23 protein-coding genes are annotated in these 26,584 nt (G+C 71.9%); 8 read left to right on the forward strand and 15 right to left on the reverse strand.

Features of this window, described 5'->3' with window-relative positions:
* Window positions 1-402, forward strand: a 402-nt coding sequence (locus J7E97_RS13135) for a helix-turn-helix domain-containing protein (protein ID WP_215026223.1), incomplete at its 5' end; no start/stop codon positions are given.
* Between the two features lie 39 nt (window positions 403-441).
* On the opposite strand, the gene J7E97_RS13140 is transcribed toward J7E97_RS13135, so the two are convergent.
* Complete coding sequence (locus J7E97_RS13140) at window positions 442-1,059, reverse strand: TetR/AcrR family transcriptional regulator (protein WP_215026227.1); 618 nt, start codon at window positions 1,057-1,059, stop codon at window positions 442-444.
* Between the two features lie 103 nt (window positions 1,060-1,162).
* Between J7E97_RS13140 and J7E97_RS13145 the strand changes: the two genes are divergently transcribed.
* Complete coding sequence (locus J7E97_RS13145; RefSeq protein ID WP_215026230.1) at window positions 1,163-2,701, forward strand: MFS transporter; 1,539 nt, start codon at window positions 1,163-1,165, stop codon at window positions 2,699-2,701.
* A 128-nt stretch (window positions 2,702-2,829) separates the two neighbouring features.
* Here J7E97_RS13145 and serA read toward each other — a convergent pair whose 3' ends face one another.
* The 7 genes from serA to J7E97_RS35765 all read right to left on the reverse strand — a co-directional run bounded on the left by serA (window position 2,830) and on the right by J7E97_RS35765 (window position 12,799).
* Window positions 2,830-4,419 carry a phosphoglycerate dehydrogenase gene (gene serA / locus J7E97_RS13150; protein WP_215026233.1) on the reverse strand — a complete coding sequence of 530 codons (1,590 nt, stop codon included), beginning with the start codon at window positions 4,417-4,419 and terminating at the stop codon, window positions 2,830-2,832.
* 274 nt (window positions 4,420-4,693) lie between these two features.
* Complete coding sequence (ilvC, locus tag J7E97_RS13155) at window positions 4,694-5,695, reverse strand: ketol-acid reductoisomerase (protein ID WP_215026236.1); 1,002 nt, start codon at window positions 5,693-5,695, stop codon at window positions 4,694-4,696.
* Window positions 5,696-5,831: 136 nt separating this feature from the next.
* Window positions 5,832-6,356 carry an acetolactate synthase small subunit gene (gene ilvN, locus J7E97_RS13160; RefSeq protein ID WP_215026239.1) on the reverse strand — a complete coding sequence of 175 codons (525 nt, stop codon included), beginning with the start codon at window positions 6,354-6,356 and terminating at the stop codon, window positions 5,832-5,834.
* Window positions 6,357-6,388: 32 nt separating this feature from the next.
* On the reverse strand, window positions 6,389-8,275 hold the full coding sequence (locus tag J7E97_RS13165) for an acetolactate synthase large subunit (protein ID WP_215026242.1): 1,887 nt from the start codon (window positions 8,273-8,275) through the stop codon (window positions 6,389-6,391).
* A 215-nt stretch (window positions 8,276-8,490) separates the two neighbouring features.
* A complete protein-coding gene (locus tag J7E97_RS13170) occupies window positions 8,491-11,379 on the reverse strand; it encodes a putative bifunctional diguanylate cyclase/phosphodiesterase (protein ID WP_374224149.1) in 2,889 nt (962 codons plus the stop codon).
* Window positions 11,380-11,652: 273 nt separating this feature from the next.
* Window positions 11,653-12,600, reverse strand: coding sequence for a 2-hydroxyacid dehydrogenase (locus tag J7E97_RS13175; protein ID WP_215026245.1), 948 nt, complete (start codon window positions 12,598-12,600; stop codon window positions 11,653-11,655).
* A 37-nt stretch (window positions 12,601-12,637) separates the two neighbouring features.
* Window positions 12,638-12,799: a hypothetical protein gene (locus tag J7E97_RS35765; protein WP_251054403.1), complete on the reverse strand. Its 162-nt coding sequence runs from the start codon at window positions 12,797-12,799 to the stop codon at window positions 12,638-12,640.
* On the opposite strand from J7E97_RS35765, the gene J7E97_RS13180 reads away from it, so the two are divergent.
* The 3 genes from J7E97_RS13180 (at window position 12,741) to J7E97_RS13190 (ending at window position 15,446) form a co-directional block, all read left to right on the forward strand.
* A complete protein-coding gene (locus J7E97_RS13180) occupies window positions 12,741-13,688 on the forward strand; it encodes an aldo/keto reductase (protein WP_251054396.1) in 948 nt (315 codons plus the stop codon). The genes J7E97_RS35765 and J7E97_RS13180 overlap by 59 nt on opposite strands.
* A gap of 335 nt (window positions 13,689-14,023) precedes the next feature.
* Window positions 14,024-15,232 carry a sorbosone dehydrogenase family protein gene (locus tag J7E97_RS13185; RefSeq protein ID WP_215026251.1) on the forward strand — a complete coding sequence of 403 codons (1,209 nt, stop codon included), beginning with the start codon at window positions 14,024-14,026 and terminating at the stop codon, window positions 15,230-15,232.
* A 40-nt stretch (window positions 15,233-15,272) separates the two neighbouring features.
* The gene (locus J7E97_RS13190) at window positions 15,273-15,446 is read left to right on the forward strand and encodes a DUF6191 domain-containing protein (protein ID WP_215026254.1); all 174 of its coding nucleotides are present in this window, start codon (window positions 15,273-15,275) and stop codon (window positions 15,444-15,446) included.
* A 16-nt stretch (window positions 15,447-15,462) separates the two neighbouring features.
* On the opposite strand, the gene J7E97_RS13195 is transcribed toward J7E97_RS13190, so the two are convergent.
* The 6 genes from J7E97_RS13195 to J7E97_RS13220 all read right to left on the reverse strand — a co-directional run bounded on the left by J7E97_RS13195 (window position 15,463) and on the right by J7E97_RS13220 (window position 23,097).
* On the reverse strand, window positions 15,463-18,519 hold the full coding sequence (locus J7E97_RS13195; RefSeq protein WP_215026279.1) for a helix-turn-helix transcriptional regulator: 3,057 nt from the start codon (window positions 18,517-18,519) through the stop codon (window positions 15,463-15,465).
* A gap of 80 nt (window positions 18,520-18,599) precedes the next feature.
* Window positions 18,600-18,764, reverse strand: coding sequence for a hypothetical protein (locus J7E97_RS13200; RefSeq protein ID WP_215026256.1), 165 nt, complete (start codon window positions 18,762-18,764; stop codon window positions 18,600-18,602).
* Between the two features lie 207 nt (window positions 18,765-18,971).
* Entirely contained in the window at window positions 18,972-19,565 is a 594-nt protein-coding gene (locus J7E97_RS13205; protein ID WP_215026259.1) for a hypothetical protein, read from the reverse strand.
* Between the two features lie 127 nt (window positions 19,566-19,692).
* Window positions 19,693-20,247: a GNAT family N-acetyltransferase gene (locus tag J7E97_RS13210; RefSeq protein WP_215026262.1), complete on the reverse strand. Its 555-nt coding sequence runs from the start codon at window positions 20,245-20,247 to the stop codon at window positions 19,693-19,695.
* 39 nt (window positions 20,248-20,286) lie between these two features.
* Window positions 20,287-22,536 carry an MMPL family transporter gene (locus tag J7E97_RS13215; protein ID WP_215026265.1) on the reverse strand — a complete coding sequence of 750 codons (2,250 nt, stop codon included), beginning with the start codon at window positions 22,534-22,536 and terminating at the stop codon, window positions 20,287-20,289.
* A gap of 171 nt (window positions 22,537-22,707) precedes the next feature.
* A complete protein-coding gene (locus tag J7E97_RS13220; protein WP_251054401.1) occupies window positions 22,708-23,097 on the reverse strand; it encodes a signal peptidase I in 390 nt (129 codons plus the stop codon).
* Window positions 23,098-23,276: 179 nt separating this feature from the next.
* Here J7E97_RS13220 and J7E97_RS13225 point away from each other — a divergent pair, with 179 nt between their 5' ends.
* Entirely contained in the window at window positions 23,277-24,086 is an 810-nt protein-coding gene (locus J7E97_RS13225) for a GNAT family N-acetyltransferase (protein ID WP_215026282.1), read from the forward strand.
* Window positions 24,087-24,114: 28 nt separating this feature from the next.
* Here the strand turns inward: J7E97_RS13225 and J7E97_RS13230 are convergent, their stop codons facing one another.
* Window positions 24,115-24,669, reverse strand: a complete 555-nt coding sequence (locus J7E97_RS13230; RefSeq protein ID WP_215026268.1) for a hypothetical protein — start codon at window positions 24,667-24,669, stop codon at window positions 24,115-24,117.
* A 183-nt stretch (window positions 24,670-24,852) separates the two neighbouring features.
* Here J7E97_RS13230 and J7E97_RS13235 point away from each other — a divergent pair, with 183 nt between their 5' ends.
* A complete protein-coding gene (locus J7E97_RS13235; protein WP_215026271.1) occupies window positions 24,853-25,371 on the forward strand; it encodes a DinB family protein in 519 nt (172 codons plus the stop codon).
* A 183-nt stretch (window positions 25,372-25,554) separates the two neighbouring features.
* The coding region (locus J7E97_RS13240) for a penicillin acylase family protein (RefSeq protein WP_308346486.1) at window positions 25,555-26,584 on the forward strand (1,030 nt) is incomplete at its 3' end.

A 26,584-nucleotide genomic window follows, 5' to 3' on the forward strand; every position in this document is an offset into this window, starting at 1 on the left:
GGGCTGCCCGCCGCCTGGCAGCAGGCCGTCGCCGCGGCGCGGGCCGCGGGCGCGCGGCCGCAACTGGGGCCGGTCGCGCAGTGGTCCGCCATCGGGCCGTACCGGATGCTGGCGTTCGTGGCCGAGGAGGCCGTCGACGATCCGGCGGCCCGCGCCCTGCTCGGCCCGGCCCACTCCGAACTGGCCCGTACCGCCGAGGTGTTCCTGGACTGCGCCGGCCAGGCGGGCCGCGCGGCGGCGGCCCTGGGGATCCACCGCCAGACCCTGTACTACCGCCTCGCCCGGGTGGAGCAGCTGACCGGCCTCGACCTGGACGAGGGCGAGGACCGGCTGCTCCTCCACATGTCCCTCAAGGCGGCCCGCCTGCACGGCCGGGACCGGCGCGCGGCACCGGCCGAGTAGGGGGAGACGGCCGGGCAGAGCGAGCGGGTCAGGCTCCGCTCAGCCTTCCTCGGCGCCACCGGCCGCGGCCGCGGCCTCGGCGGAGGCGGTCCTCGTCATCAGCTCCACCGCCCGCCGCATGCCCTCGGTCAGCTCCGCCGGCGTCGCGGCCGACGCGGGATCGAAGAGCCACTGGAGCATGAAGCCGTTCAGCAGGGCCTGGTAGAACGCACCGGTCGTGCGCTGGTCCTCCTCACCGATCTCCTCCTCCGGCACGCCCGTGAACATCGAGATCAGCCCCTTGCGCCCCTCCCCCTGCGAGGCCGCGAGCATCGCGCGCAGTTCCGGCAGCCCCTCCCGGGTCAGCGCGATCTCCATGCTGGCCGCCCAGACCGGTCCCGACTCCTCGTGACCGGCGAGCACCCCGTCCCACACCGAGCGGAAGCGCTCCAGCGAGCCGCCCTCCCCCGACACTCCCGCGGTGAACTTGTCGCCCCACTCCTCGACCACGGCGATGAACGCCTGCGTCAGAAGCGCTTCCTTGGAGCCGTAGTGGTAGCCGATCGAGGCCAGGTTCGCGCCGGAGGCCTTGACGATGTCGCGTGCCGTCGTGCGCACGAAACCCTTCTCGACCAGGCACTTCTTGGCGCCTTCAAGCAAGTCTTCGCGATGTCCCATGCCGTCACGGTAGCCAAGGCACCCACGCAAGACAAACGTCCCACACAAGTGTCCTATACATTCGTTCTAGACACATGTTTATGACGCTTGTACATTGCTGCTCATGACGAACCCCGCAGCACGTCTCGCCGGTCGCCGGGAATGGATCGCCTTCACCGTCCTCCTGCTCCCCCTGCTCCTGGTCTCGATGGACGTCTCCGTCCTCTACTTCGCCATCCCGGCCATCACCCGGGAGCTCGACCCGACCGCCACCCAGCAGCTCTGGATCTTCGACAGCTACGCCTTCGCCCTCGCCGGCCTGCTGATCACGATGGGCTCGCTCGGTGACCGGATCGGCCGCCGCAAGCTGCTGCTGATCGGCGCGACCGCCTTCGGACTCGCCTCCGTCACCGCCGCCTACGCCTCCAGCGCCGAGATGCTCATCGCGGCCCGCGTCCTGCTCGGCGTCGGCGGCGCGACCTTGATGCCCTCCACGCTCGCCCTGGTGCGCAACCTCTTCCAGGACGCCGAGCAGCGCGGCAAGGCCATCGCGATCTGGTCCGGCGCCATGACCGGCGGCATCGCGCTGGGCTCGGTGATGAGCGGGGTGATGCTGAACCACTTCTGGTGGGGCTCCGTCTTCCTGATCAACGTGCCCGCGATGCTGCTCCTGCTGGCCCTGGTCCCCGTACTGGTCCCCGAGTTCAAGGACCCTGCCCCCGGCCGCTTCGACCTGCTCAGCGTGCCGCTGTCGGCGGCCGCCGTCCTGCCGGTGGTCTACGGCCTCAAGGAGATCGCCGCCGAGGGCTTCACCCCGCTCTACACCGGCTGCCTCGCCGTCGGCCTGGCCTTCGGGTACGTCTTCGTCCGCCGCCAGCGCACCCGTGAGGACGCCATGGTCTCCAGGACCCTCTTCCGGGACCGGGGGTTCGGCGCCGGCATCGGCCTGAACACCATCGCCGCCTTCGCCATGATGGGCTCGGCGTACTTCACCACCCAGTACCTGCAGTCGGTGCTCGGCATGGACACCCTCGAGGCCGCCCTCTGGAGCCTGGCCCCCTCGGTCGTCATCGGCGCCGCCGCCCCCGTCAGCGCGGCCCTCGCCCGCAAGACCGACCGGGCCTACGTCATCGCGGGCGGCTTCCTCCTCGCCGCCGCCGGTTTCGCCCTGATCGGCCTGGTGGGCACGGACTCGCTGTGGCTGCTGCTGACCGGCGCCGGCGTCCTCGCCAGCGGCATCGTCACCGTGATGTCCCTGGTCTCCGACATGGCGCTGGGCGCCGCCCCCGCGGAGAAGGCCGGCTCCGCCGCCTCCCTGCTGGAGACGGGCCAGGAGTTCGGAGGCGCCCTCGGCATGGCCGTCCTGGGCAGCCTCGGCACCGCCGTCTACCGCTCCGACCTCGCGGACTGCGAGCCCGCCGTACGGGAGACCCTCGGCGGGGCGGTGGCCACCGCCGGGCAGCTCGGCGGCGAAGCGGGCGCGCAGGTCCTGGCCCTGGCCCGCGAGGCCTTCGTCCACGCGATGCGGTACGCGGCCTGGGGCGGTACGGTCCTGCTGCTCGCGGCGGCGCTGCTCGCCGCGGCCCTGCTCCGGGACCGCGGAGCCACCGCCCCGGCCGCGGCGGAGGGGGCCTCGGCCGCCGGCGAAGCACTCGCGCGCTGAGCGACGTAGGGAGATCCGCGGTCTTGAGGTCCGGGCCGCGGCCTGAGACAGCGGGGAACACGAAAGGGCCCGGGGTTTCCCCCGGGCCCTTCGCCTATGTCCTATGTCCTACGTCCGCTGTCGAAACGTCAGCGGAGGCTGACCGTACGGGCGGAGACCGCGCCGATCTCGGTGGCGATGTCCGCGAGGACGTTCACCGGGGCCTCGGCGTCGACCGTGAGGACCGCGAGCGCCTCGCCGCCCTCCTCGGCGCGGGCGACCTGCATGCCCGCGATGTTCAGGCCGGCCTCGCCGAGGATGCGGCCGACGGTGCCGACCACGCCGGGGCGGTCGGCGTAGCGCAGGACGATCATGTGGTCGGCGAGCGCCAGGTCCACGTCGTAGTCGCCGATGCCGACGATCTTCAGAAGGTGCTTCGGACCGACGAGCGTGCCGGAGACCGAGACCTCCGAGCCGTCCGACAGGGTGCCGCGCACGGTCACCACGTTGCGGTGGTCCGGGGACTCCGAGGAGGTGGTCAGGCGGACCTCGACGCCGCGCTCCTGCGCGAAGAGCGGGGCGTTGACGTAGGAGACCGTCTCGTCGACGACGTCCTCGAAGACACCCTTGAGCGCGGAGAGTTCGAGCACCTTGACGTCGTGCTGGGTGATCTCGCCGTAGACCTCGACGTCGAGGCGGACCGCGACCTCGCCCGCGAGGGCGGTGAAGATGCGGCCGAGCTTCTCGGCGAGCGGCAGGCCCGGACGGACGTCCTCGGCGATGACCCCGCCCTGGACGTTGACCGCGTCCGGCACGAGTTCGCCGGCGAGCGCGAGCCGCACCGACTTGGCGACCGAGACGCCGGCCTTCTCCTGGGCCTCGTCCGTGGACGCGCCGAGGTGCGGGGTGCAGACGACCTGGTCGAGCTCGAACAGCGGGGAGTCCGTGCAGGGCTCCTTCGCGTACACGTCGAGACCGGCGCCGGCGACGCGACCCTCCTTGATGGCCGTGTACAGCGCGGCCTCGTCCACGATCCCGCCGCGGGCGGCGTTGACGATGCGGACGGACGGCTTCACCTTGTGCAGGGCCTCGTCCCCGATGAGACCGAGGGTCTCGGGGGTCTTGGGCAGGTGCACGGTGATGAAGTCGGCGACCTCCAGGAGCTCGTCCAGCGTCAGCATCTTGACGCCCATCTGGGCGGCGCGCGCGGGCTGTACGTAGGGGTCGTACGCGACGATCTTCATGCCGAAGGCCGACATGCGCTGGGCTACCAGCACGCCGATGCGGCCGAGGCCGACGACGCCGAGGGTCTTCTCGCTGAGCTCGACACCCGTGTACTTGTTCCGCTTCCACTCGCCGTTCTTCAGCGCGGTGTTGGCCTGCGGAATGTTGCGCGCGGTGGCGACGAGGAGGCCACAGGCCAGCTCGGCGGCTGTCACGATGTTGGAGGTCGGGGCGTTGACGACCATCACGCCGGCCTTGGTGGCGGCGGAGACGTCGACGTTGTCCAGGCCGACTCCGGCGCGGGCGACGACCCTCAGCTTCTTCGCCACGGCGATGGCCTCGGCGTCGACCTTGGTCGCGGAGCGCACGAGGATGGCGTCGACGTCGGCGATCGCGGGCAGCAGCTCGGCGCGGTCCGCGCCGTTGCAGTGCCGGATCTCGAAGTCCGGACCGAGCGCCTCCACCGTGGCGGGCGACAGCTCTTCGGCAATGAGTACGACAGGTTTCGAGCTCACGTGGGTCCTCACAAGTCCAGTGCGGACGGCCGTCCCGACGGCCGCAGGCGGTGGAGGGGGTAGCCGCGTGGAAGACGCACGACACTGTGGGCCTGACGCGTTGTGTTCAGCAGTGTAGTGGCGGATCCGGGGCGGATTTCCGCCTCCACGGAAGGATCACCCGTCCGTGATTGGCCGGGGTGGACAAGCGGGCCTTTCGAGGCCCGCTTTCCGTACGCGTCACCGATGTGCGACGGGGCCGGGACTCGCCGTCCCGGCCCCGTCGCGCACGGGATCAGCTCTCGTCGTTGTCGACCCAGCTCATCAGCTTGCGCAGCTTCTTGCCGGTCGTCTCCAGCAGGTGCGCCTCGTCGGCGCTCTTGTACTCGTTGTACTTCGGCAGACCGGCCTTGTACTCGGCCATCCAGGTGTTGGCGAACTCGCCGCTCTGGATCTCCGCGAGGACCTTCTTCATCTCGGCCTTGGTGGCGTCCGTGATGATGCGGGGACCGGTGATGTAGTCGCCCCACTCGGCGGTCTCGGAGACCGACCAGCGCATCTTCTCCAGGCCGCCCTCGTACATGAGGTCCACGATGAGCTTCAGCTCGTGCAGGCACTCGAAGTACGCGATCTCCGGCTGGTAGCCGGCCTCGGTCAGGGTCTCGAAACCGGCCTTGACCAGGGCGGAGGCGCCACCGCAGAGGACGGCCTGCTCACCGAACAGGTCGGTCTCGGTCTCCTCGGTGAAGGTGGTCTTGATGACGCCGGCGCGGGTGCCGCCGATGCCGGCCGCGTACGAGAGCGCGAGCGCGAAGGCGGAGCCGGAGAAGTCCTGCTCGACGGCGGCGATGCAGGGCACGCCGCGGCCTTCCTCGTACTGGCGGCGGACCAGGTGGCCCGGGCCCTTCGGGGCGACCAGGGCGACGTCCACGTTGGCCGGGGGCTTGATGAAGCCGTAGCGGACGTTGAAGCCGTGACCGAAGAAGAGCGCGTCGCCCTCTTCCAGGTGCTGCTTGATGGACGCCTCGTAGATCTCGGCCTGGAGCGGGTCCGGGGTCAGGATCATGATGACGTTCGCCCAGGCGGCCGCCTCGGCGACGGGCAGGACCTTCAGGCCCTGCTCCTCGGCCTTGGCCTTGGACTTGGAGCCTTCGTGCAGGCCGACGACGACGTCGACGCCGGAGTCACGGAGCGACAGCGCGTGGGCGTGGCCCTGGCTGCCGTAACCGATGACCGCGACCTTGCGGCCCTGGATGATGGACAGGTCGGCGTCGTTCTCGTAGAACAGCTCGGCCACTGGGATATCTCCTTGGTGCGCGGGTGTTGCTCCCACCGTACGGCGGGGAACGGAATACGTGGTTCTCGGTCTCGCCATACGAGCGAGCGAGGAACGGGAGGCGCCGTCCGGGCCGGTGTCACCGGCCCGGACGGGCTCAGGCGCTGCGGTCGAGCGCGCGCAGGCTGCGGTCCGTGATGGACCGTCCGCCACGCCCTATGGCGATCGTGCCGGACTGCACGAGCTCCTTGATGCCGAAGGGCTCCAGCATCTTGAGCATCGCGCCCAGCTTGTCGGTACCGCCGGTGGCCTCGATGGTGACGGCCTCCGGGGAGACGTCGACCGTCTTGGCGCGGAACAGCTGGACGATCTCGACGATCTGCGAGCGCGTCTCGTTGTCGGCGCGGACCTTCACCAGAACGAGTTCGCGCTCGATGGCGTTGTGGTGCTCGAGTTCGACGATCTTGAGCACGTTGACCAGCTTGTTGAGCTGCTTGGTCACCTGCTCGAGCGGGAGGTCCTCGACGTTCACGACGATGGTGATGCGCGAGATGTCGGGGTGCTCGGTGACACCGACCGCGAGCGAGTCGATGTTGAACCCGCGACGGGAGAACAGCGCGGCGATCCGGGCGAGGATGCCGGGCGTGTTCTCGACCAGGACGGAGAGCGTGTGCTTGGACATGTGAGGCGTTCTCTCTCTTCTGCTCTCTCGGCTCAGTCGTCTTCGTTGTCGCCGAAGTCGGGACGGACGCCCCGGGCGGCCATGACCTCGTCGTTCGAGGTGCCCGCGGCGACCATCGGCCACACCATGGCGTCCTCGTGGACGATGAAGTCGATGACGACCGTACGGTCGTTGATCGCGTTGGCCTCGGCGATGACCCGGTCCAGATCGGCCGGGTCCTCGCAGCGCAGCGCCACGCAGCCCATGGCCTCGGACAGCTTCACGAAGTCCGGGACGCGGGTGCCCTTGCGGGGGGCGGAGGACTCGCCGAGCTGGGAGCCGACGGTGTCGTGGCCGGTCTCGTCCGCGTGCAGCACGGTGTTGGAGTACCGCTGGTTGTAGAACAGGGTCTGCCACTGGCGGACCATGCCCAGCGCACCGTTGTTGATGATCGCGACCTTGATCGGGATGTTGTTCAGCGCGCAGGTGACCAGTTCCTGATTGGTCATCTGGAAGCAGCCGTCGCCGTCGATCGCCCAGACCGTGCGGTCCGGCATGCCGACCTTGGCACCCATCGCGGCGGGGACCGCGTAGCCCATGGTTCCGGCGCCGCCGGAGTTCAGCCAGGTGCGGGGCTCCTCGTAGTTGACGAAGTGCGAGGCCCACATCTGGTGCTGACCGACGCCGGCCGCGTAGATGGTGTGCTCGGGCGCCATCTGGCCGATGCGCTGGATGACCTGCTGCGGCGACAGCACGTCCTCGGAGGGCTTCTCGTAGCCCAGCGGGTACGTCTCGCGCCAGCGGCTGAGGTCCTTCCACCAGGCGCTGTAGTCGCCGGCGTGGCCTTCGGTGTGCTCGGCCTGGACCGCCTGGATCAGGTCGGCGATGACCTCGCGGGCGTCACCGACGATCGGGACGTCCACCGCGCGGTTCTTGCCGATCTCGGCCGGGTCGATGTCCGCATGGATGATCTTGGCGAACGGGGCGAAGCTGTCCAGCTTGCCGGTGACGCGGTCGTCGAAGCGGGTGCCCAGCGCGATCAGCAGGTCCGACTTCTGCAGGGCGGTGACGGCCGTGACCGCGCCGTGCATGCCCGGCATGCCGACGTGCAGCGGGTGGCTGTCGGGGAAGGAGCCCAGCGCCATCAGGGTGGTGGTGACCGGGGCACCGGTCAGCTCGGCGAGGACCTTCAGCTCGGCGGTCGCGCCGGACTTCATGATGCCGCCGCCGACGTACAGGACCGGGCGCTTGGCCTGGCAGATGAGCTTGGCGGCCTCGCGGATCTGCTTGGCGTGCGGCTTGGTGACCGGACGGTAGCCCGGCAGGTCCTGGGTGGGCGGCCACGAGAAGGTGGTCTTCGCCTGCAGGGCGTCCTTGGCGATGTCGACCAGGACCGGTCCGGGGCGGCCGGTCGAGGCGATGTGGAAGGCCTCGGCGATCGTCCGCGGGATGTCCTCGGCCTTGGTGACCAGGAAGTTGTGCTTGGTGATCGGCATCGTGATGCCGACGATGTCCGCCTCCTGGAAGGCGTCGGTGCCGATCGCCTTGGAGGAGACCTGGCCGGTGATCGCGACGAGCGGCACGGAGTCCATGTGCGCGTCGGCGATCGGGGTGACCAGGTTGGTGGCGCCCGGTCCGGAGGTGGCCATACAGACGCCGACCTTGCCGGTGGCCTGCGCGTAGCCGGTGGCGGCGTGGCCGGCCCCCTGCTCGTGGCGGACCAGGATGTGACGGACCTTCTTGGAGTCCATCATCGGGTCGTACGCGGGGAGGATGGCTCCGCCCGGGATGCCGAAGACGGTGTCGCACCCCACCTCTTCGAGAGAGCGGATGAGGGACTGCGCACCCGTGACGTGCTCAACTGCGGCGGACTGGTGTCCGCCGTTACGGGGCCGCGGCTGCGGATGGTGGGCCCCGGTGGCCTGCTCGGTCATCGGCATTCTCTTCTCGAAGCTGAGGGTTTTACGAGGAGGGTTTTACGAGATGCGACGTTGCCAGTGCAACAAAAAACCCCTCGTGCCGGGAGGCAAGCGAGGGGAGCGCGTCGGGTGCGTTGAGCGGGGACATGCTGGTCCCAGCTTCAGCCGACGCGCTTTCCAAGTACGAGAATTCGGGTGCGCATGACATTGACCCTCCCTCCGGCGGGAGGGTGATGTCAAGCGGGTGGGACGGGCGTCTCATTATGTGAGCCTCTACGGATGACCATGGAACCCCCGGATGAGCCACCGGCCCATGCGGGCTGCGCCGCACCTCCCGGTACGGGGAACGTACCGCGCACGAGCGCGCGCCGCAGCCTGTACTCGTCCAGGGGTCCCGAGAAGGCCAATCCCTGTCCGTGCGTGCAGCCCATCTCGCGCAGCGCCAGGACCTGCTCGGGCAGGTCCACTCCCTCGGCCGCCGACTGCATGCCGAGGTCGTTTGCGATCCGCAACAAACCAGCGGTGATCTTGTGCAGGCGGGGGGACTCCACGACCCCTTCGACCAGCCCGCGGTCCAGTTTGAGCATGTCCACCGGCAGCCGCCGCAGCGCGCTGATGGCCGCGTAACCGCTGCCGAAGCCGTCCAGGGCGATCAGGACCCCCAGCCGGTGCAGGGCCGCCAGGCGCCGCTCCAGGTCGTCGAAGGGCACCCTGGGGTCGGAGACGGCGAGCTCCAGGACGAGCGCGCCCGAGGGCAGCCCGTGGCGGGTCAGCAGGGCCTCGACGGAACCCAGCGGCATCGAGCGGTCCAGCAGCCGCTGCGCCGTCATCCGTACGGCCACGGGTACGTCGTGACCCGCGCGGTGCCGTTCGGCGGCCTGCACGACGGCCTCCTCCAGCAACCAGCGCCCCAGCTCGGCGGTGCGCGAGGCGTCCGGGACGGCCGCGTGGCCGCCGTCGCTGTGCTCGGCGACCCGCAGGAACTCGGCGGGCGTGAACAGGATCCCCTGGGCGGAACGCCACCGGGCCTGCGCCGCGACCGCCGAGATCTCGCCGGTGGCGAGCGACACCACGGGCTGGTGCAGCAGGGCGAACTCGCCGTCGTGCAGGGCGGTGCGCAGCCGTCCCGCCAGCTCGGCCTTGCGGACGACCTCGGCCTGCATCTGCGGCGCGTACATCTCGACGCGGTCCTTGCCGCCCGCCTTGGCCCGGTACATCGCGAGATCCGCGTTGCGCATGAGGTCCGAAGGGGTGATGCCGGGGTCGGCGAAGGCCACTCCGATGCTGGCGGCGACCCGGACCTCGCTGCCCGCGATCCGGTAGGGCTGGGAGAGGGTGGTGCGGAGCCTGTCGGCGATCTCGTGGACCTGGTACTCGCGGGCGCCGCGGTCGCGGCTGCCGTCGCCCAGGATCAGCGCGGCGAACTCGTCGCCGCCCAGACGGGCCGCGGTGTCCCCGGCGCGGACGGAGTCCTGGAGCCGGCGGGCGGCCTCGATGAGCAGTTCGTCGCCCGCCTGGTGGCCGATGGTGTCGTTGACCGCTTTGAAGCCGTCGAGGTCGATGAAGAGGACGGCGGTGCTGTGGTCCCCGGCCCGCCGGCCGGTCAGGGCCTGGCGGACGCGGCGGGTGAACAGGGCCCGGTTGGGGAGGTCGGTGAGCGGGTCGTGTTCGGCGCTGTGCTGGAGCTGCGCCTGGAGGCGGACCCGCTCGGTGACGTCGCGGCTGTTGAGGATGAGCCCGCCCTGGTGGCGGTTGACGGTGGACTCCACGTTGAGCCATTCGCCGTCGCCGGACTCGAACCGGCACTCGATGCGGGTGGTCGGCTCCTCGGTGGGCGGCGCGGCCAGGAAGCGGCGTACCTCGTGGACCACGCGGCCCAGGTCGTCGGGGTGGATGAGGGTGGCCAGCTCGGTGCCGACCAGCTCCTCCGCCTCGCGGCCGTAGACCCCGGCGGCGGCGGGGCTGACGTAGCGCAGGGTCCCGGTGGGCGCGGCGATCATGATGACGTCACTGGAGCCCTGGACCAGGGAGCGGAAGTGGTTCTCCTTCTGGGCCAGTTCCTGGGTCAGCGCGATGTTGTCGAGGAGCATGATGCCCTGCCGGATCACCAGCGCGAGCACGACGGTGCAGCCGGTGAAGACGACGACCCGGTCGACCTTCCGGCCGTCCACCACGTTGTAGAGGATGCCGAGCGTGCAGACGGCGGCCGCGAGGTACGGGGTGAGGGCGGGCAGGGAGCCGGTGATGGGGCGGCTGTGCGGCCGCTCGGCGCGCGCACGGGCCGCGGGGTCGGGCGCCGGCAGGCCGCCGTGGATGCGGCGGGCGCCCCAGGGGGCGTAGGCCAGGAGCAGCGAGCCGGCGAACCAGCCGGCGTCGAGCAGCTGGCCGGACTGGTACTCGGCGCTGAGCAGGGGCGAGGTGAACAGCGCGTCGCTGAGGACGGTCAGCGCGAGGGCCGCGATGGCGGTGTTCACGGCGGAGCGGTTGGCCTCGGAGCGGCGGAAGTGCAGGACGAGGACCATCGAGACGAGCGCGATGTCCAGGAGCGGGTAGGCCAGGGAGAGGGCCGCGCGCGGGACGCTCCCGGGGGCGCCCGACTGCGCGGTGCGCGCCGCGTGCGCGAGGGCCAGGCTCCAGGACAGGGTGAGCAGGGAGCCGCCGATGAGCCAGGAGTCGAGTCCGAGGCAGACCCAGCCGGCCCTGGTGACCGGGCGTTTGGCGAGGACGAGCAGGCCCACGATGGCGGGCGGCGCGAAGCAGAGGAAGGCGAAGTCGGCGATGGAGGGCTTCGGCACGCTCTCGCCGAGGATCACCTCGTACCAGCCCCAGACGGCGTTGCCGCAGCCGCCCATGAGGGAGGAGAACGCGAACAGCAGCCAGGCGGGCCGCTCCCGGCTGTCGATGGCCCGCGCGTACGTGAAGCAGGAGACCGCGGCCAGGAGGCCGGCGGCGCTGAGTCCGAAGTCGCCCATGATCTCGGCGAGTTCCTCGGAGCCCCAGCCGAGGGCGGCGCCCACGGCGTACCCGCTGCTGACCACCGCGAGGAGGAGCTGCATCGCCAGGTTCTTGCCGCTGCCGCCGGCGAGCGGCTGCCGGGTCAGGAGCGCGGCCCCCGGGCCACTCACCGGTCCCCCACGCTGGCTGGTTCCGGCGTGCCCCATCGTCGCCTGCGGCGCCTGCGCCGCGTCGGATCTTTCACCCATTGGCCGTACATCGCCCGTCGCCCCCAAAGTGTCCGATCACTCCCCAGCGCGAGACGAACGCGCGCCGCAGCCCCTTGGTCCGGACGATACACCACTTTCGTCACTCAGGGACATAGTCTCTCTACTCTCCGTTACCGTGCGGGGAGTTGGGCCACCGAGCGCATCCGGGCGACTGCGGAGCGTGCCCGCCAGGCGTCACTTCGTGATCAACACCGTGTTCTCCACGGGCTCCCCGGCGGCGAACCGACGGAGCTGCCGGGCCACCAGGCGCTTGGCCCGCGGCTCGAACGCCGAGCTGCTGCCGCCCACATGGGGCGTGATCAGGACACCCGGAGCATGCCAGAGCGGATGGCCCGAAGGCAGTGGTTCCGGATCGGTGACGTCCAGCGCGGCGCGCAGCCGGTCCGACTCCAACTCCCGCACGAGCGCGCCGGTGTCGACGACGGGACCGCGCGCCACGTTCACGAGCAGCGCGCCGTCCTTCATGCGGGCGAGGAATCCGGCGTCCACGAGCCCCCGCGTCTCGTCGGTGAGCGGCGTGGAGAGGATCACCACGTCGGCCAGGGGCAGGAGTCGGGGCAGCTCGGCGAGGGCGTGCACCGGACCGCGCGCCGTGGTGCGCGCCGTCCGCGCGACCCGCGCGACGCGCTCGCACTCGAAGGGTGCGAGCCGGTCCTCGATGGCCGCGCCGATCGCCCCGTAGCCGATGATCAGTACGGACTTGTCCGCGAGGGCGTCGTAGAACCCGGAACGCCACTCCTCGCGGTCCTGGCCGCGCACCATGCCGGGGATCCCGCGCAGGGAGGCCAGGGTCAGGGCCAGCGCGAGTTCCGCCGTGCTCGCCTCGTGGACGCCCCGGGCGTTGCACAGCCGTACGCCGGGGGCCAGGTCGGCGAGGCCGCCCAGGACGTGGTCGATGCCGGCGGTCAGGGTCTGCACGACCCGCAGGTCCGGCATCGCGGCCAGCGGGCGCAAGGTGACGGCCTGGGACTTCATGTACGGGGTGACGTAGAAGACGCAGCCGGCCGGATCGGCCGGGAAGGTCTCCTCGCCGTCCCACTGGCGGTAGCGGAAGGAGGCGGGCAGGCCGTCGATCTCCTCGGCGGGGAACGGGAGCCAGACGTCCGGAGTCTCTGCAGTCATGATCACGAGGCTATGTCAGGGGATCGGGACCGAGCCGTTAGTTTGACTGCCGGACCGCGAGGACCAGGGGGGACGCAGGGGTGGAGCGCAGGTCGATCGGATCGGGATCGCTGTCGGTGGGCGCCATAGGGCTCGGTTGCATGCCCATGAGCGGGGCGTACGCGCCGTCGCGCAGGAGCCGCGAGGACTCGCTGGCCACGGTGCACACGGCACTGGACCTGGGCGCGAACCTGCTGGACACCGCCGACCTGTACGGCCCCTACACCAATGAACTGCTGCTCGGGCGGGTGCTGGCGCAGCGCCGGGACGAGGCCTTCGTGTCCGCCAAGGTGGGACTGCGGGCGGACGGGCAGCACGTGGTGGCCGACGGGCGGCCGGGATACCTCCGACGGGCGTGCGACGCCTCGCTGCGGCGGCTGCGCACCGACGTCATAGACCTCTACCAGCTGCACCGGGTGGATCCGGACGTGCCGGTCGAGGAGACGTGGGGCGCGATGGCGGAGCTGGTGGCGGCGGGGAAGGTGCGGGCGCTCGGCTTCTGCGCGCTGGGCGCCGGGACCGGGCCGGGCGCGGGGCGGCGCGGGGACCGGGCGTACGCGGTGACCGTGCGGCACCTGGAGCGGGCGCAGCAGGTGTTCCCGGTGAGCGCGGTGCAGGCGGAGCTGTCGGTGTGGTCCCCGCGGGCGGCCCGGCAGCTGCTGCCGTGGTGCGCGGCGCGCGGGGTGGGGTTCCTCGCGGCGATGCCGCTGGGGAGCGGGTTCCTGACCGGGACGCTGACGCCCGGCGAGGGGTTCGAGCCGCGGGACGTGCGGGCGAGGCACCCGCGGTTCACGGCGTACGCGATGGCGGCGAACCAGGTGCTGGTGGCGGGGCTGCGGCGGGTCGCGCGGCGGCACGGGCCCGAGGTCACGGCGGCGCAGGCGGCGCTGGCCTGGGTGCTGGCGCAGGGTCCTCAGGTGGTTCCGGTCCCGGGGGCCGGGCAGGCGCGCTGGGCGGCGGAGAACGCGCGGGCGGCGGAGGTCCGGCTGACGGCCGCGGACCTGGCGGAGCTCTCGGAGCTGCCGGAGCCGGTGGGGGCCGGGGACTGAGTTCTCGGGGCGGGTCCTGGTCGGCCGGTGGGCCCGGTCCGGTCCGCCCCGGCCCGCCTCGGGTCGGTCTCGGGCGGGCCCCGGGCCGGTCTCTTGCCTGCCCGGGCCGGTCTCTGGCCTGCCCCGGGCCGGTCTCGCAACCACTCGATCGAGTGTACGAGTGGCGGAACTTCGGGAACGGCCGTGGCTGTTGAGACATGTGAAGGGCACGATCGGAGGATCTGAGGGGAGCGGGGCCGATGCGATACGGACGGAAGCTGCAGCGGGCGTCGGAGCGGGCACGGGCGCAGGCTCAGGCGTGGGGACGGCACCGGTCAGGGGGGCGGCGGGTACCGATGTCGTACGTCGCCCCGCGCGCCCGGGCGAGCGGAGTACTGGCGGCGTTCGCCCTGGCCGGATGCGGGGCGCTGCTGGCGGCGGGGTGCTCGCCGCCGGGCGGCGCGGGGGCCGGACCGGCCGCGTCCTCCTCCGGCCCGGCGGCCTCCGCGCCCTCGACGCCGGGGGCTTCGGACGGGCCGTCCGCCTCCCCGTCGGCCTCCGGGCCGCCGGCCGAGGGCGGGGTGACGGTGACGGGCGTGGTCGCCAAGGATCTGGAGTCCCCGTGGGGCGTGGCCCCGCTGCCCGACGGGGACCTCCTGGTGGCCTCGCGGGACAAGGGGACCGTCAGCCGGGTCGATGTGGCCACGGGCGCGGTGACCGCGGTCGGCAAGGTGTCCGGAGTGGCCCCGGGGGGCGAGGGCGGGCTGCTGGGCCTGGCCCTGTCGCCCTCCTTCGCCTCGGACCGCATGGTGTACGCGTACTTCACGACCGAGTCGGACAACCGCATCGCCCGGCTGCGCTATGACGACAAGAGACCGGCCGGTGATCAACTGGGCGCGCCCGACACGGTGTTCAGGGGCATCCCGAAGGGTCTGATCCACAACGGCGGCCGGATCGCCTTCGGCCCGGACAAGATGCTCTACGCGGGGACGGGCGAGACCGGCGACACGGGGCTGGCGCAGGACAAGAAGTCGCTGGGCGGCAAGATCCTTCGGATGACTCCGGACGGGCAGCCGGTGCACGGGAATCCCGAGGCGGATTCGGTCGTCTATTCCTACGGGCACCGCAATGTGCAGGGGCTCGCCTGGGACAGGGACAAGCGGCTGTGGGCGGCCGAGTTCGGCCAGAACACGTGGGACGAGCTGAATCTGATCGAGCCGGGCGGGAACTACGGCTGGCCGGAGGCGGAGGGGAAGGCGGGCAAGCCGGGCCTGCGGGATCCGGTGGCGGTCTGGAAGACCGACGAGGCCTCGCCGAGCGGGATCGCCTGGGCGCAGGGGTCGGTCTGGATGGCCGGCCTGAAGGGGCAGCGGCTGTGGCGGATTCCGCTGGCCGGGGCGGCGCCGGTGGCGCGGCCCGAGGCCTTCCTGGAGGGTGAGTACGGCCGGCTGCGGTCGGTGGTGGCCCTCGGCGGGGACAGATTGCTGCTGGTCACGAGCGAGACGGACGGGCGCGGGTCGCCGGAAGCGGGCGACGACAGGATCCTGACACTGACGGTGCGATGACCCGCGGGCCCCGGCGGGGGACGAAAGGCACGGTGGCGCGATGTTCAACATGATCGAGGAGCTCTTCAGCCCGGGACGCAAGCACGCGAACGACGAGAAGAAGCGGCTGGAGCTTTCCCGGACCGATGTGAACGACAACGACCCGGGAAAGGGCCCGATAGACCTGGACTCCGGCAAGGTCCTCATACGCCCCAAGGAGGACCCGGCGGCGTAGGGCGGCCCGGGCCCGCTCAGCGCGCCGTCCGGCTCTCGTCGGGGGCGGGAACGGCCGGGGCGAAGAGCCTGAGCCGGTGGGCCAGGGCGGCCGCCTCGCCGCGGCCCGCCACGCCCAGCTTCGCCAGGATGTTCGAGACGTGGACGCTGGCCGTCTTCGGGGAGATGAAGAGCTCCTCGGCGATCTGGCGGTTGGTGTGGCCCGCCGCGACCAGGCGCAGCACGTCCCGTTCCCGGCTGGTCAGGCCCAGCGCCTCGACCGGGTCGGTGTCGGGCACGGGCAGGGCCTTGGGGGCGTCGGCGGGACCGAGCGGGAGCCGGGCGCGCTGCGCGAGCAGGGCCAGGTCCTCGCGGAGCCGGCGGGCTCCCAGCCGCTCGGCGGTCGCGTAGGCCTCGTGGAGCAGTCCGGCGGCGGTCTCGCGGTCGCGGCCGGAGCCCAGCAGCGCCTCCACGAGCCGGTGGCGGGCCCTGGCGAGCAGGTACGGGCGCTCCAGCGGCTGGACGGCCGCCTCGACGGCCGTCCAGTCGGCGACGGTGTCCCGGGCCTCGGCCCGCAGCAGTTCGGCGCGGACGTACTCCGCGTGGGCGACCCACACCGGGACGGGGGTGGCCAGGTTCCGGGAGGCGGCGCGCAGCACCTTCAGCGCCTCCTCGCGGCCCGCCTCGGCGGCCGGCAGGCCGCGGGCGTCGGCCTCGGCCGAAGCCGCGGCGAGCAGCATCGGCCAGGCGTAGCGGTGGTGGCCGAGAGGGAAGCCGTAGTCGATGGCGGCGGCCGCTTCGGTGCGGACGTCGGCTATCCGCCCCTCCCCCGCGGCCACGCCGATCGCGAGGCGGAACAGCGGCAGCCGGTGCTGGGGCTGGGCGTCGTGGGGACCGAAGTGGGCGCGCGCTGCCGCGAGTTGGGCGGCTGCTTCGGTGAGTTCTCCGCGGGCCAGGGCCAGGTAGGACAGCCGCGCGCTGGCGGAGGCGCGCGGAGCGGAGCTGCTGACGAGGCTCAGGGTGCGCCGGGCCTCCGTGGCGGCCTCCTCCCAGCGGCCGAGGCTGTACAGGCTCTCCGCCATGTTTCCGCGCACCCATGCCTCGGAGTCCCTGAGCTGGGACTTCTTGACCAGTGCGGCACCTTCTTCGGCCAGTTCCACGGCTTCGCGGGACCGGCCCATGCTTTCCAACTGAGAGGTGAGGTTGATATGAGCACGTCCCGCCAGCATGGCGAGCCCGAGTTCGGCGGCCCGGTCCTTGACGGCGTACATCTCGGCGAGGCCGCGCTCGGGTTCGCCCGAGTCGGTGAGCAGGGTGCCGATGGTGATCCGGGCGTTGAGCTCGGTGTCCTCGGCGCCGATCATCCGGGCGTATTCCACGGCGCGTTCGGCGGCCGCGAGGTTGTCCGGGCCGGGGTTGTGGAGCATGCCCCAGCTCGCGGCCCGGACCAGGACGTCGGCGTGCACCTGGGACGGGGGCAGCCCGCGGACGAGGTCCTGCGCCTTGGCGAGCTCCTCCCAGCCGTCGCCGCGGGCGAGGCTCGCGACGAGCCGGGAGCGCTCGGTCCAGAACCAGGCGGCGCGCAGCGCGTCGTGGCCGTCTTCCAGGAGTCGCAGGGCCGTCTTGGTGAGCTTCAGGGCGTGTTCGCGTTCGCCGCCGAAGCGGGCGGCGACGGTGGCCTCGGCCACCAGGTCGAGGTACTGCAGCGGGGTGGTCGCGGGGTCGCAGCCGCAGGGCGGGTACACGTCGGTGTAGTCCGCCGGGCGCAACTCGCCGCGTATCTCCTCCGGTACGCCCTCCCACAGGTCCATGGCCCGCTCCAGCAGCCTCAGCTGCTCGGAGTAGGCGTGCCGGCGCCGGGCGGCGACGGAGGCCGCGAGCACGGCGGGCAGCGCCTTGACCGAATCGTTGGCGTAGTACCAGTAGTTGGCGAGCCGGATGACCCGCTCCTCGGCGCGGATGAGCGTGCCGTCGGCCTCGAGCTCCTCGGCGTAGCGGCGGTTGACGCGGGCGCGCTCGCCGGGCAGCAGGTCGTCGGAGACGGCCTCGCGGACCAGGGAGTGGCGGAAGCGGTAGCCGTCGCCGTCGGGGGTGGCGAGGAGGATGTTGGCGCCGACGGCCGAGCGCAGGGCCTCGATCAGCTCGTCCTCGGTGAGCCGGGTGACGGCGCGCAGCAGGGCGTACTCCACGGTGGAGCCGCCCTCGGCGACGATGCGCACGACGCGCTGCGCGGCCTCCGGGAGGACTTCGACGCGCACGAGGAGCAGGTCGCGCAGGGATTCGGTGAGGCCGGTGACGCAGCCGCTGGAGCGGGAGGCGACGAGTTCCTCGACGAAGAAGGCGTTGCCGTCGGAGCGGGCGAAGACCGATTCGACGAAGTCTTCCTCGGGCTGCGAGGCGAGGATGCCGGCGAGTTGGCGGCGCACTTCGGCCCGGTTGAAACGGGGAAGCTCGATGCGCTGGACGGTGCGCAGCCGGTCCAGTTCGGCGAGGAGCGGGCGCAGCGGGTGGCGGCGGTGGACGTCGTCGGCGCGGTAGGTGGCGACCAGGACGAGCCGGCCGCTGCCGAGGGCCCGGAAGAGGTAGGAGAGCAGGTGCCGGGTGGAGGTGTCCGCCCAGTGCAGGTCCTCCAGTACGAGGACGACCGTGCGGTCGGCGGCGAGCCGTTCCAGCATCCGGGCCGTCAGTTCGAAGAGCCGGGCGGTGCTCTCCTCGTCGTGCGGGCCGCGCGGGCTCTCCGCGAGTTCGGGGAGGATGCGGGCGAGTTCGCCTTCCTGGCCGGCGGCAGCCGCGGCCAGCTCGTTCGGCAGGAGGCGGTGCAGGATGCGCAGGGCCGTCGAGAACGGTGCGAAGGGGAGCCCCTCCGCACCGATCTCCACACAGCCTCCGACGGCGACGACCGCGCCGCGACGGCCGGCTTCGCAGAGGAACTCCTCGGTGAGGCGGGTCTTGCCGACCCCGGCTTCGCCACCGATGAGCAGCGCCTGCGGCTCCTGGCCGGCGGCGCGCGTCAGAGCGTCGGTGAGCAGGGCCAGTTCGTCGGCGCGGCCGACGAACACCGGGCTGACAGATCTGGTCTCCACGCCGCCGAGCATCGCACAGACGCCCTGGTCACCGGCACTCGTTATGGGTGCGCTTCTCATCACGTGCGGATCCCCGCGGTTCCCGCCGTGGTTTACGCGGCGGGGGTGAAGCCGACCCGTCCTCTCACCGGCCCCTCCGGGTTCTGGCTTCGGGAGACGGAGCGGCGGGCCTTCTTCGCCTCCCGGATCAGGCGGTACGTGTCGGCCTTGCGGATGAGGTCGTTGCTGCGGGCGGTGGCGATCTCGTACTCGAACATCTCGTACTCCCTGGTGGCGTTTCTCGGGCACCTCGTTCGGTGTGATCCAAGATTCGCGTCCCAGGGGGTACCGGCACATCGGGAGCATGCCGCATCTGCGCGGGCCGGGGGGCCTTAGTCCGGGGCCGGGGGTCCCCCGAGGCGGACTAAGGCAGTGCCTAGTGCCGACCCGGTGAATGGACCTTTCCGGTCACAGCACCCAGTTTTCTAGGCGGCCTTCGGGAGCGGAAGGACGAAGTACATGAAGGCGAAGACGATGACGCCGATGACGCCGAGGGCGACGGCGGCCCAGGAGACGGCGCGGACCCAGGTGGGGAGGGTGCGGCCGGGGGTGCCGAAGGCGGGGCGGGCCAGGACGAAGACGCCGATGAGGAGCGCGACGGTGGACAGGACGCCGTTGACGAGCGCCGTCAGCTGCCAGGCGTTGCCGTACAGCGCCTCGATCTTGTCCTCGGTGCTGGTGGCGTTGACCGAGTCGATCTGGCCGATGAGGGTCGCGCGCTCGGCTATGACGCGGGAGACCCAGCTGCCGCTGAGGGCGATGAGACCGAGACCGGCGGCGACCAGGGCGCAGGCCGCGGCGCCGACACCGCTGGGCTCCTCGGCGGGCTCCTCGTCCAGCTCGTCTTCGAGGTCCTCGATGTCTTCGAGGCCCGCGAGCTCCTCGGTCGGGACCGCTTCGCCGGCGGCTTCGGTGTCCGCGGCGACCGGGGCGGTCGTCTCGGGGGCGTCGGCCTTCTTCAGGTCGGCCGGGGAGTCCGCCTCGGGAGCGGTCGGGGCGGGGGTCTTCGTGGTGTCCATGCGGGGCACCGTAGGCGGCTTGTCTGAGAGGTTTCTTAGAATCCGTGCGGGCGGCCGCCCGCGTCCCGGCCCGGTTCCGCGAGGGGATCCGGGACGGGTGCGCTGGCGCCGGGAGTTGGGGTCCCGGTTATGCCGGCCGGGCCGCGGACCACTCGTGGGCGAGGACCGACCAGATCTCGGTGTCCTGGCGCCGGCCCCGGTAGAGGTGGTTCTCCCGCATGACGCCCTCGCGGGTCATGCCGAGCCGCTCGGCTGCGGCGATGCTCTTCTTGTTGGCGGAGTCGACGTGCCACTCGACGCGGTGCATGCCGCGCTCGCGGAACGCCCAGTCGATGATGGTCCGGCAGGCCTGGGTGACCAGGCCGCGGCCGGTCATGGAGGGCTCCAGCCAGCAACCGGCCTCGCAGGTGCCGCTCGCGGTGTCGAAGGTGCGGAAGAGCACTCCGCCGACGAGGACGCCGTCGACGCGGATGCCGTAGAGCCTGCCGGTGTCGGTGGCCGCCTTCTGCGCGTAGTTCGCCAGGTAGGAGCGCGCCCCGTCGAGGTCGGCGACCACGTCCGGCAGTCCGACGTACTGGCCGATGTGCTCCCGGCCGCGGTCCATGTGGGCCAGGAGCTCCTCTGCGTGCCGGATCTCCAGCGGGAAAAGCTGGGCGCCTTCGGCGAGGTCTATCGAGAACATGCGGGCTTGTCCTTGGGTCTCAGGCGGCGGTTCGCCGGCTCACCGGGATGCTGTGGCGGGCTCGGTACCGTCCTCGCTCGTGGCGTCTGTGGTGCCGGCCCGCTGTGTCGGAAGTGTCGCACGGGGCCGGCATTCGGGGGGTTCGATGCTGATGCGGGGCAGCCGGCGGTCCAGCCAGGCCGGCAGCCACCAATTGGCGCCGCCGAGCAGGTGCATCAGGGCCGGGACGAGGAGCGTGCGCAGGACGAAGGCGTCGAGGGCGACGGCCGCGGCGAGCGCGATGCCGAACATGGCGATGATCCGGTCACCGCTGAGCACGAAGGCCAGGAAGACGGAAATCATGATGACGGCCGCCGAGTTGATCACCCGGCTGGTCTCGGCGAGCCCGATCCGGACGGCCCGCTGGTTGTCGCCGGTCTCCAGCCACTCCTCGTACATCCGGCTGACGAGGAAGACCTGGTAGTCCATGGACAGTCCGAAGAGCACCGAGACCATGATCACCGGCAGGAAGGGCTCGATCGGCCCGGCGCTGCCCAGGCCCATCCACTCGCTGCCCCAGCCCCATTGGAAGACCGCGACGACGACTCCGAAGGAGGAGGCGACGGCGGCGACGTTCATGGCGGCGGCCTTGAGCGGGATGCCGATGGAGCGGAAGGCGAGCAGCAGCAGCACGCAGCCGAGAGTGATGACCACCCCGACGAAGAGGGGCAGTTTGCCGACGATGACTTCGGCGAAGTCGTCGTAGCCGGCCGTCACGCCGCCGACGTGGACCCGCAGGGAAGTGCCGTGCGCGGCGCGCGGGATGACCTCGCTCCGCAGCGCGTCCACCAAGTCGCTCGTGGCCCGGGACTGCGGCGCCGAGTCGGGTACGACGGTGACGACGGCGGTGTCCGCGCTGCGGTTCAAGACGGCGGGACCGGCGGAGGCGACGCCCGGGGTCGTACGGAGCGACTCGGCGAGGCGGTCCACGGCGACCCGGTCGCCGGCTCCGTCGAGGCGGGCGACCACCGTCAGCGGGCCGTTCACGCCGGGGCCGAAACCCTCCGCGAGCAGGTCGTAGGCCTTGCGCGTGGTGGAGGCGGCCGGGTTGTTGCCCTGGTCGGAGGTGCCCAGGTGGAGGGAGAGCGCGGGCAGGGCCGGTACCACCATGATCACCGTGGCGAGGAGGCCGAGCAGCTTCGGGCGGCGCTCTACGAAGGCCGACCAGCGGGCGGCGAATCCCGCGGGGCTCTCGCCCCTCGGGCCCTCGGCGGCCAGCTTGCGGCGCTCGCGGCGCGAGAGGGCACGCGCGGCGATGTAGGAGAGGAGGGCCGGCAGCAGCGTCACGGAGGCGGCGACGGTCAGGACCACGGTGAGGGAAGCGGCGATCGCGACGCCGTCGAGGAAGTTCAGCCGGAGCACCAGCATGCCGAGCAGGGCGATGCAGACGGTGGCCCCGGCGAAGACGACGGCCCGGCCGGTGGTGGCGACGGCGCTTTCGGCCGCTTCCTCGACCGACAGGCCGCGCTGGAGGCCCTTGCGGTGGCGGGTGACGATGAACAGCGCGTAGTCGATGCCGACACCGAGGCCCACGAGGGTGCCGAGCATCGGCGCGAAGTCGGCGACCGTCATCGCGTGCCCGAGCAGCGTGATGCCGAAAGAGGCTATGCCCACGCTGACCAGGGCGGTCGCGATGGGCACCAGGCTCGCGGCCGGCGAGCCGAAGGCCAGGAAGAGCACCAGCGCCGCGATGGCCACACCGATGACCTCGGCGAGGTGGGCGCCGCGGGCCTCGGTGAGGGCGACGGCCTGGCCGCCGAGCTCGACCTGGAGGCCGTCGGCCCGGGTCGTCGGGTTCTTCGCGGCGTCGACCACGGCCTTCGCCCGGGCCTCGGGGACGGAGTCGGCCGGCCGGTCGAAGGTGACCACGGCGTAGGCGGTGCGCCCGTCGGCGCTGATCCGCGCCGCGCTTTCGCCGCCGGAGCCGTAGGGGCCGGCGACCGATCCGACGCCGGGCAGCCCCGCTACCGCGTCGAGCGCCCGCGTCATGCGCTGCTCTACGGCGGGGGCGCGGACGCCGTGATGGTCCGGGGCCCGCCACACGATGGTGTCGGTATCGCCGCCCTGGCCGTGGAACCCCTCGCGGAGCAGTGCGTGCGCCTTGCTCGACTCGGTGCCGGGGACCTCGTAGTCGTTGGAGAACGCCGCTCCGGCGCCGACTGCCGCCGCGGCGCTACCACCGAGCGCGAGGAGCCACAGCAGGACGGTCACGAGGCGGTGCCGCATGCACCACCGGGCGATTGCTGCCAACGGAACGAGCTCCCTGATGTTCGGATCTTTACCGGGGAAGGGCCCGTCGCAAAGAACGCTGGAACGCTGGATCGAATGCCGGGGTCCGGCTGTGCATCGAATGCCGGCGTCCGGCTGTGCCGCGACCTGTAGCGGGCGCGGGACCGGCGCTGGACCCGTACGGGCCCTTGGTCAGGCGGGGGTTGCGGCGGACGGCCCGTCGGTGCGGTAGCCGGGTTCGTCGGTGCGGTAGCCGGGTTCGTCGGCCTGGCGGCCGGGTCCGTCGGCCCGGTAGCCGGGGAGCGAGGGCCAGCGGACGGTGAGCACGACCGCGTCCTCCTCCGCGTACCAGGAGTGGTCGACGCCGCGTCCCCACACGACGTAGTCGCCCTGCTCGGCGAGCACGACGCTCCGGCCGGGGAACTCCAGCCGGAACCGTCCGCTGATCAGCACCTGCAAGGCCGTGCGTTCCTCGCCCCGGACCCACTGCGCCCGCTCGTCACCCTTTGGATGGACGCCCCACTTGATCTCCACGTCCTCGCTGTGGCGGGCATCGCCGGGCTCCTTGAAGTGGCCGAGCAGCCAGCCCCGGTCGACGGCGGCGTCAGGGGCGGCCTTGCCGGTGTAGACCGCGGGGACGGGGGTGGCGCGGGTGGGACTCGTCGGGGGGCTCGACGTCGGACTCGTCGTGGGGTCGTTCACGGGGTGAGATTAATGCAGTTGTCGGGCCGGTCGGCGCCTGGTCAGCTGGCCGGATGACGATGAGAGCCGCTGAGCTGCTGAAGATGCGCGACCAGTTCGACAGGCAGATGCGCCGCGACGCGCAGCCGGACACCCCCGATGCGCGGGTGGAGCGGGCGGGCGGGGTCGTACGCCAGATCGTGCCCGGGACCGGCGGGAACGCGGTGCTCTGGTCCGGGCTCGACGAAGGGACGGCGGACGCGGCGATCGCGGAGCAGGTGGCGTTCTTCACGGAGCTGGCGGCCCGGGGCGAGATCCCGGACGCGGGCTTCGAGTGGAAGCTCTACGACTACGACCGCCCGGCCGACCTCGGGGACCGGCTGCGCGCGGCCGGTTTCGTGGCGGAGCCGGCGGAGACCCTGCTGATCGGGCGGACCTCGGACCTCGCGCGGATGCCGGTGGAACCGCCGGAGGGGGTCACCGTGCGGGTGGTGAGGGACGAGGAGGGCGTCGACCTGATGATGGAGGCCCACCGCCGCGCCTTCGGCACGGATCTCCCGCGCATCCGGCAGCTGATGCTGAACCTGCTGGCGCAGGAGCCCGACACGATCGAAGCGGTAGTCGCGATGGCGGGCGACACCCCGGTGAGCTCGGCCCGGATGGAGATGCGGCCGGGCACGTCCTTCGCCGGGCTGTGGGGCGGCGGCACGGATCCGCGGTGGCGCGGCCGGGGCATCTACCGCCTCCTGGTCGCCCACCGCGCACGCGTGGCGGCGGAGCGCGGCATCCCCTACCTCCAGGTGGACGCGACGCAGGACAGCCGGCCGATCCTGGAACGGCTGGGGTTCGAGGTGCTGGGGGTCACGGTGCCGTGGTTGTGGGAGGGGTAGGGAGGGAGGTGGGGGCGCCCTCTCGGCGTCAGGAATTGGTGTTGAGGAAGCCGATGGTTACAGCGCCCCACCAGCAGAGCTGTGAGATGACCGCGGTGGCTGCTGCCCACGCCAGTAGGCGGGGGGTGATGGCGGGCGCGGTCGAGAGGCGGTGGCCCAGGAGGCCGGCCTGGAGGCCGTTGAGGGTGAGGAGGCCGACCAGCCCGAGCTTGACGAGGGTGAGCGGCGAGTCGAGATCGGGGTGCAACATCAGCCCGCTCACGACGAGACCACCCAGCCCGGCCCAGATGGGTATGTGGAGTCTGGAAGTGGCACTTACCACCTCGGCGAGCGCGCAGCGCCTCATCGCCCACAGCAGGCCGTAGTAGTCGGCGGACAGCACCGCGCCGAAGCCGACGACGAGCGAGGCGAGGTGCGCGAACAGTGCGGCGGTGTGGAGTTCGGTGTCCGTCTTCACGTGAACGGAAACCCACAGTCCGACCGTCAGAGCGATCAACGCCCCGAGTCCTGCGGCCGTGACCGTCCACCAGGAGTCGTACAGGCGGATCGGGCGAGCAGGCAGGTCAACCGTAGGGGACGACATGTGAGTGAACTCCGAGGGCAGGATGGCCACCGACGCGACCGAGCGAGGTAAGGCTTACCTAAACTCTCGTTGAGGTCAAAATTGGTCCACGGCTCAAGACGGACCCTTCCGACATGTGGAGTGGGAGTGGCGTGCGCGGGCGGCCGTAGACGGAGTCCCGCGGCGGCGGGCAGGATCGCAGCCATGACAGCGACAGAACCCACCCCCCGCATCGGGCCGCCCCTCACCGCGGGCGAACGCGAGATGCTCCGCGCGCACCTCGACTACCACCGCGCCACCCTCGCCTGGAAGTGCGACGGCCTCACCGACGAAGAGCTGCGCCGCCAGGCGTCCCCGCCCTCCACGCTCTCCCTGCTGGGCCTGGTCCGGCACATGGCGGAGGTCGAGCGGCACTGGTTCCGCCGGACCGTGGGCGGGGCGGACGTCCCGCACCTGTGGTCGGACGAGCGCGACTTCCAGGCCGCCTACGACGCCTCCGGCTCGACCCGCGCCGAGGCCTTCGCGGCCTGGGAGGCGGAGGTGGAGCACGCGCGCGCGGTGGAGGCGGCCGCCGAGTCCCTCGACGTGACGACGTACATCGTGAAGTGGGAGGGGGACGCCTCGCTCCGCATGCTCATGCTGCACATGATCCACGAGTACGCCCGCCACAACGGACACGCGGACTTCCTCCGCGAGGCCATCGACGGCGCGACGGGCGCATGACCCCGCCCCCGCCTTACGCGCCGAGCGTGCGCAGTGAGCGTCGAGTGCGTGCCGTAGGGCGTGTGAGCCGGGCCCGGGCCCTCGGGACCTCATCTGACGCCCACCTTCCCTTTATAGTTAGGGCAGCCTAACCTAATGCGCGTGGGGAAGAGTGTGAGCCTTGTGAGCAGTACGGACGACGACGTGTACGAGGACGACGAGAACTACGGGCTCTACCGGGACGCTTGGGGCATAGCGCACCTCCACGCCCCGGATCCGCTCCGCCTCTCCTACGCCCAGGGCCGCGCCACCGCCCTCGACCGTGCCTGGCAGCTCGAAGTCGAGCGCCTGCGCGCCGAGGGCGCGAGCGCCTCCCTCCTCGGCCCCGACTCCGTCGCCTGGGACCGCTTCGCCCGCCAGAGCCGCCTCGCCGACACCGCCCGCCGCTGCCACGAGGAACTCGACCCGCAGACCGCCGCCTGGGTCGGCGCCTACGTCGCCGGGGTCAACGACGGGCTCGCCTCCGGCGCCGCCCGCGACGAGCGTTTCGGGCACGCCCCCGCGCCGTGGGAGCCCTGGGTCCCGCTCGCCGTCTGGATCTCCACGCACATCCTCTTCGCCGGTTTCGCCACCAAGCTGTGGCGCGAGCGCGCGGCCCGCGCCCTCGGCGACGAGGCCGCCACCCTGTTCGCCACCGACGGCCCCGGAACCGCCGGCAGCAACGGCTGGCTGGTTCCGGGCGACCGCACCGCCACGGGCGCGGCGATCATCGCGGGAGACCCGCACCGGTTCATCGAGGACCCGGGCGTGTACCAGCAGATACGTTTGGCCTGCCCCGACTACGACGTCCTCGGACTCGCCGTCCCCGGCGTCCCCGGCCTCGCCCACTTCGGGCACACCGGCGGCGTCGCCTGGGCCATCACCAACGCCATGGCCGACTACCAGGACCTGTACGCGGAGCGGTTGCGGACCCTGGAGGACGGCCGGGTCGAGGCGCTCGGCCCCGACGGCACCTGGGAGCCGGTCGCCCGGCACACCGAGACCATCGCGGTCGCCGGAGCCGAACCGGTCGAGGTCGAGGTGCTGGAGACCGCGCGCGGCCCGGTGATCACCCGGGCGGACGACGCGGATACACCGGGCGCCACGGGTGTCCCGGGCGCCCCGACCGCCCCGACCGGCGCGACCGGCACAGCCGCCGCGAACGCCGCCGCCTCCGCCCCCGCCCCCGCCCCCG

Source organism: Streptomyces sp. ISL-66 (assembly GCF_018614135.1).
Classification (GTDB): domain Bacteria; phylum Actinomycetota; class Actinomycetes; order Streptomycetales; family Streptomycetaceae; genus Streptomyces.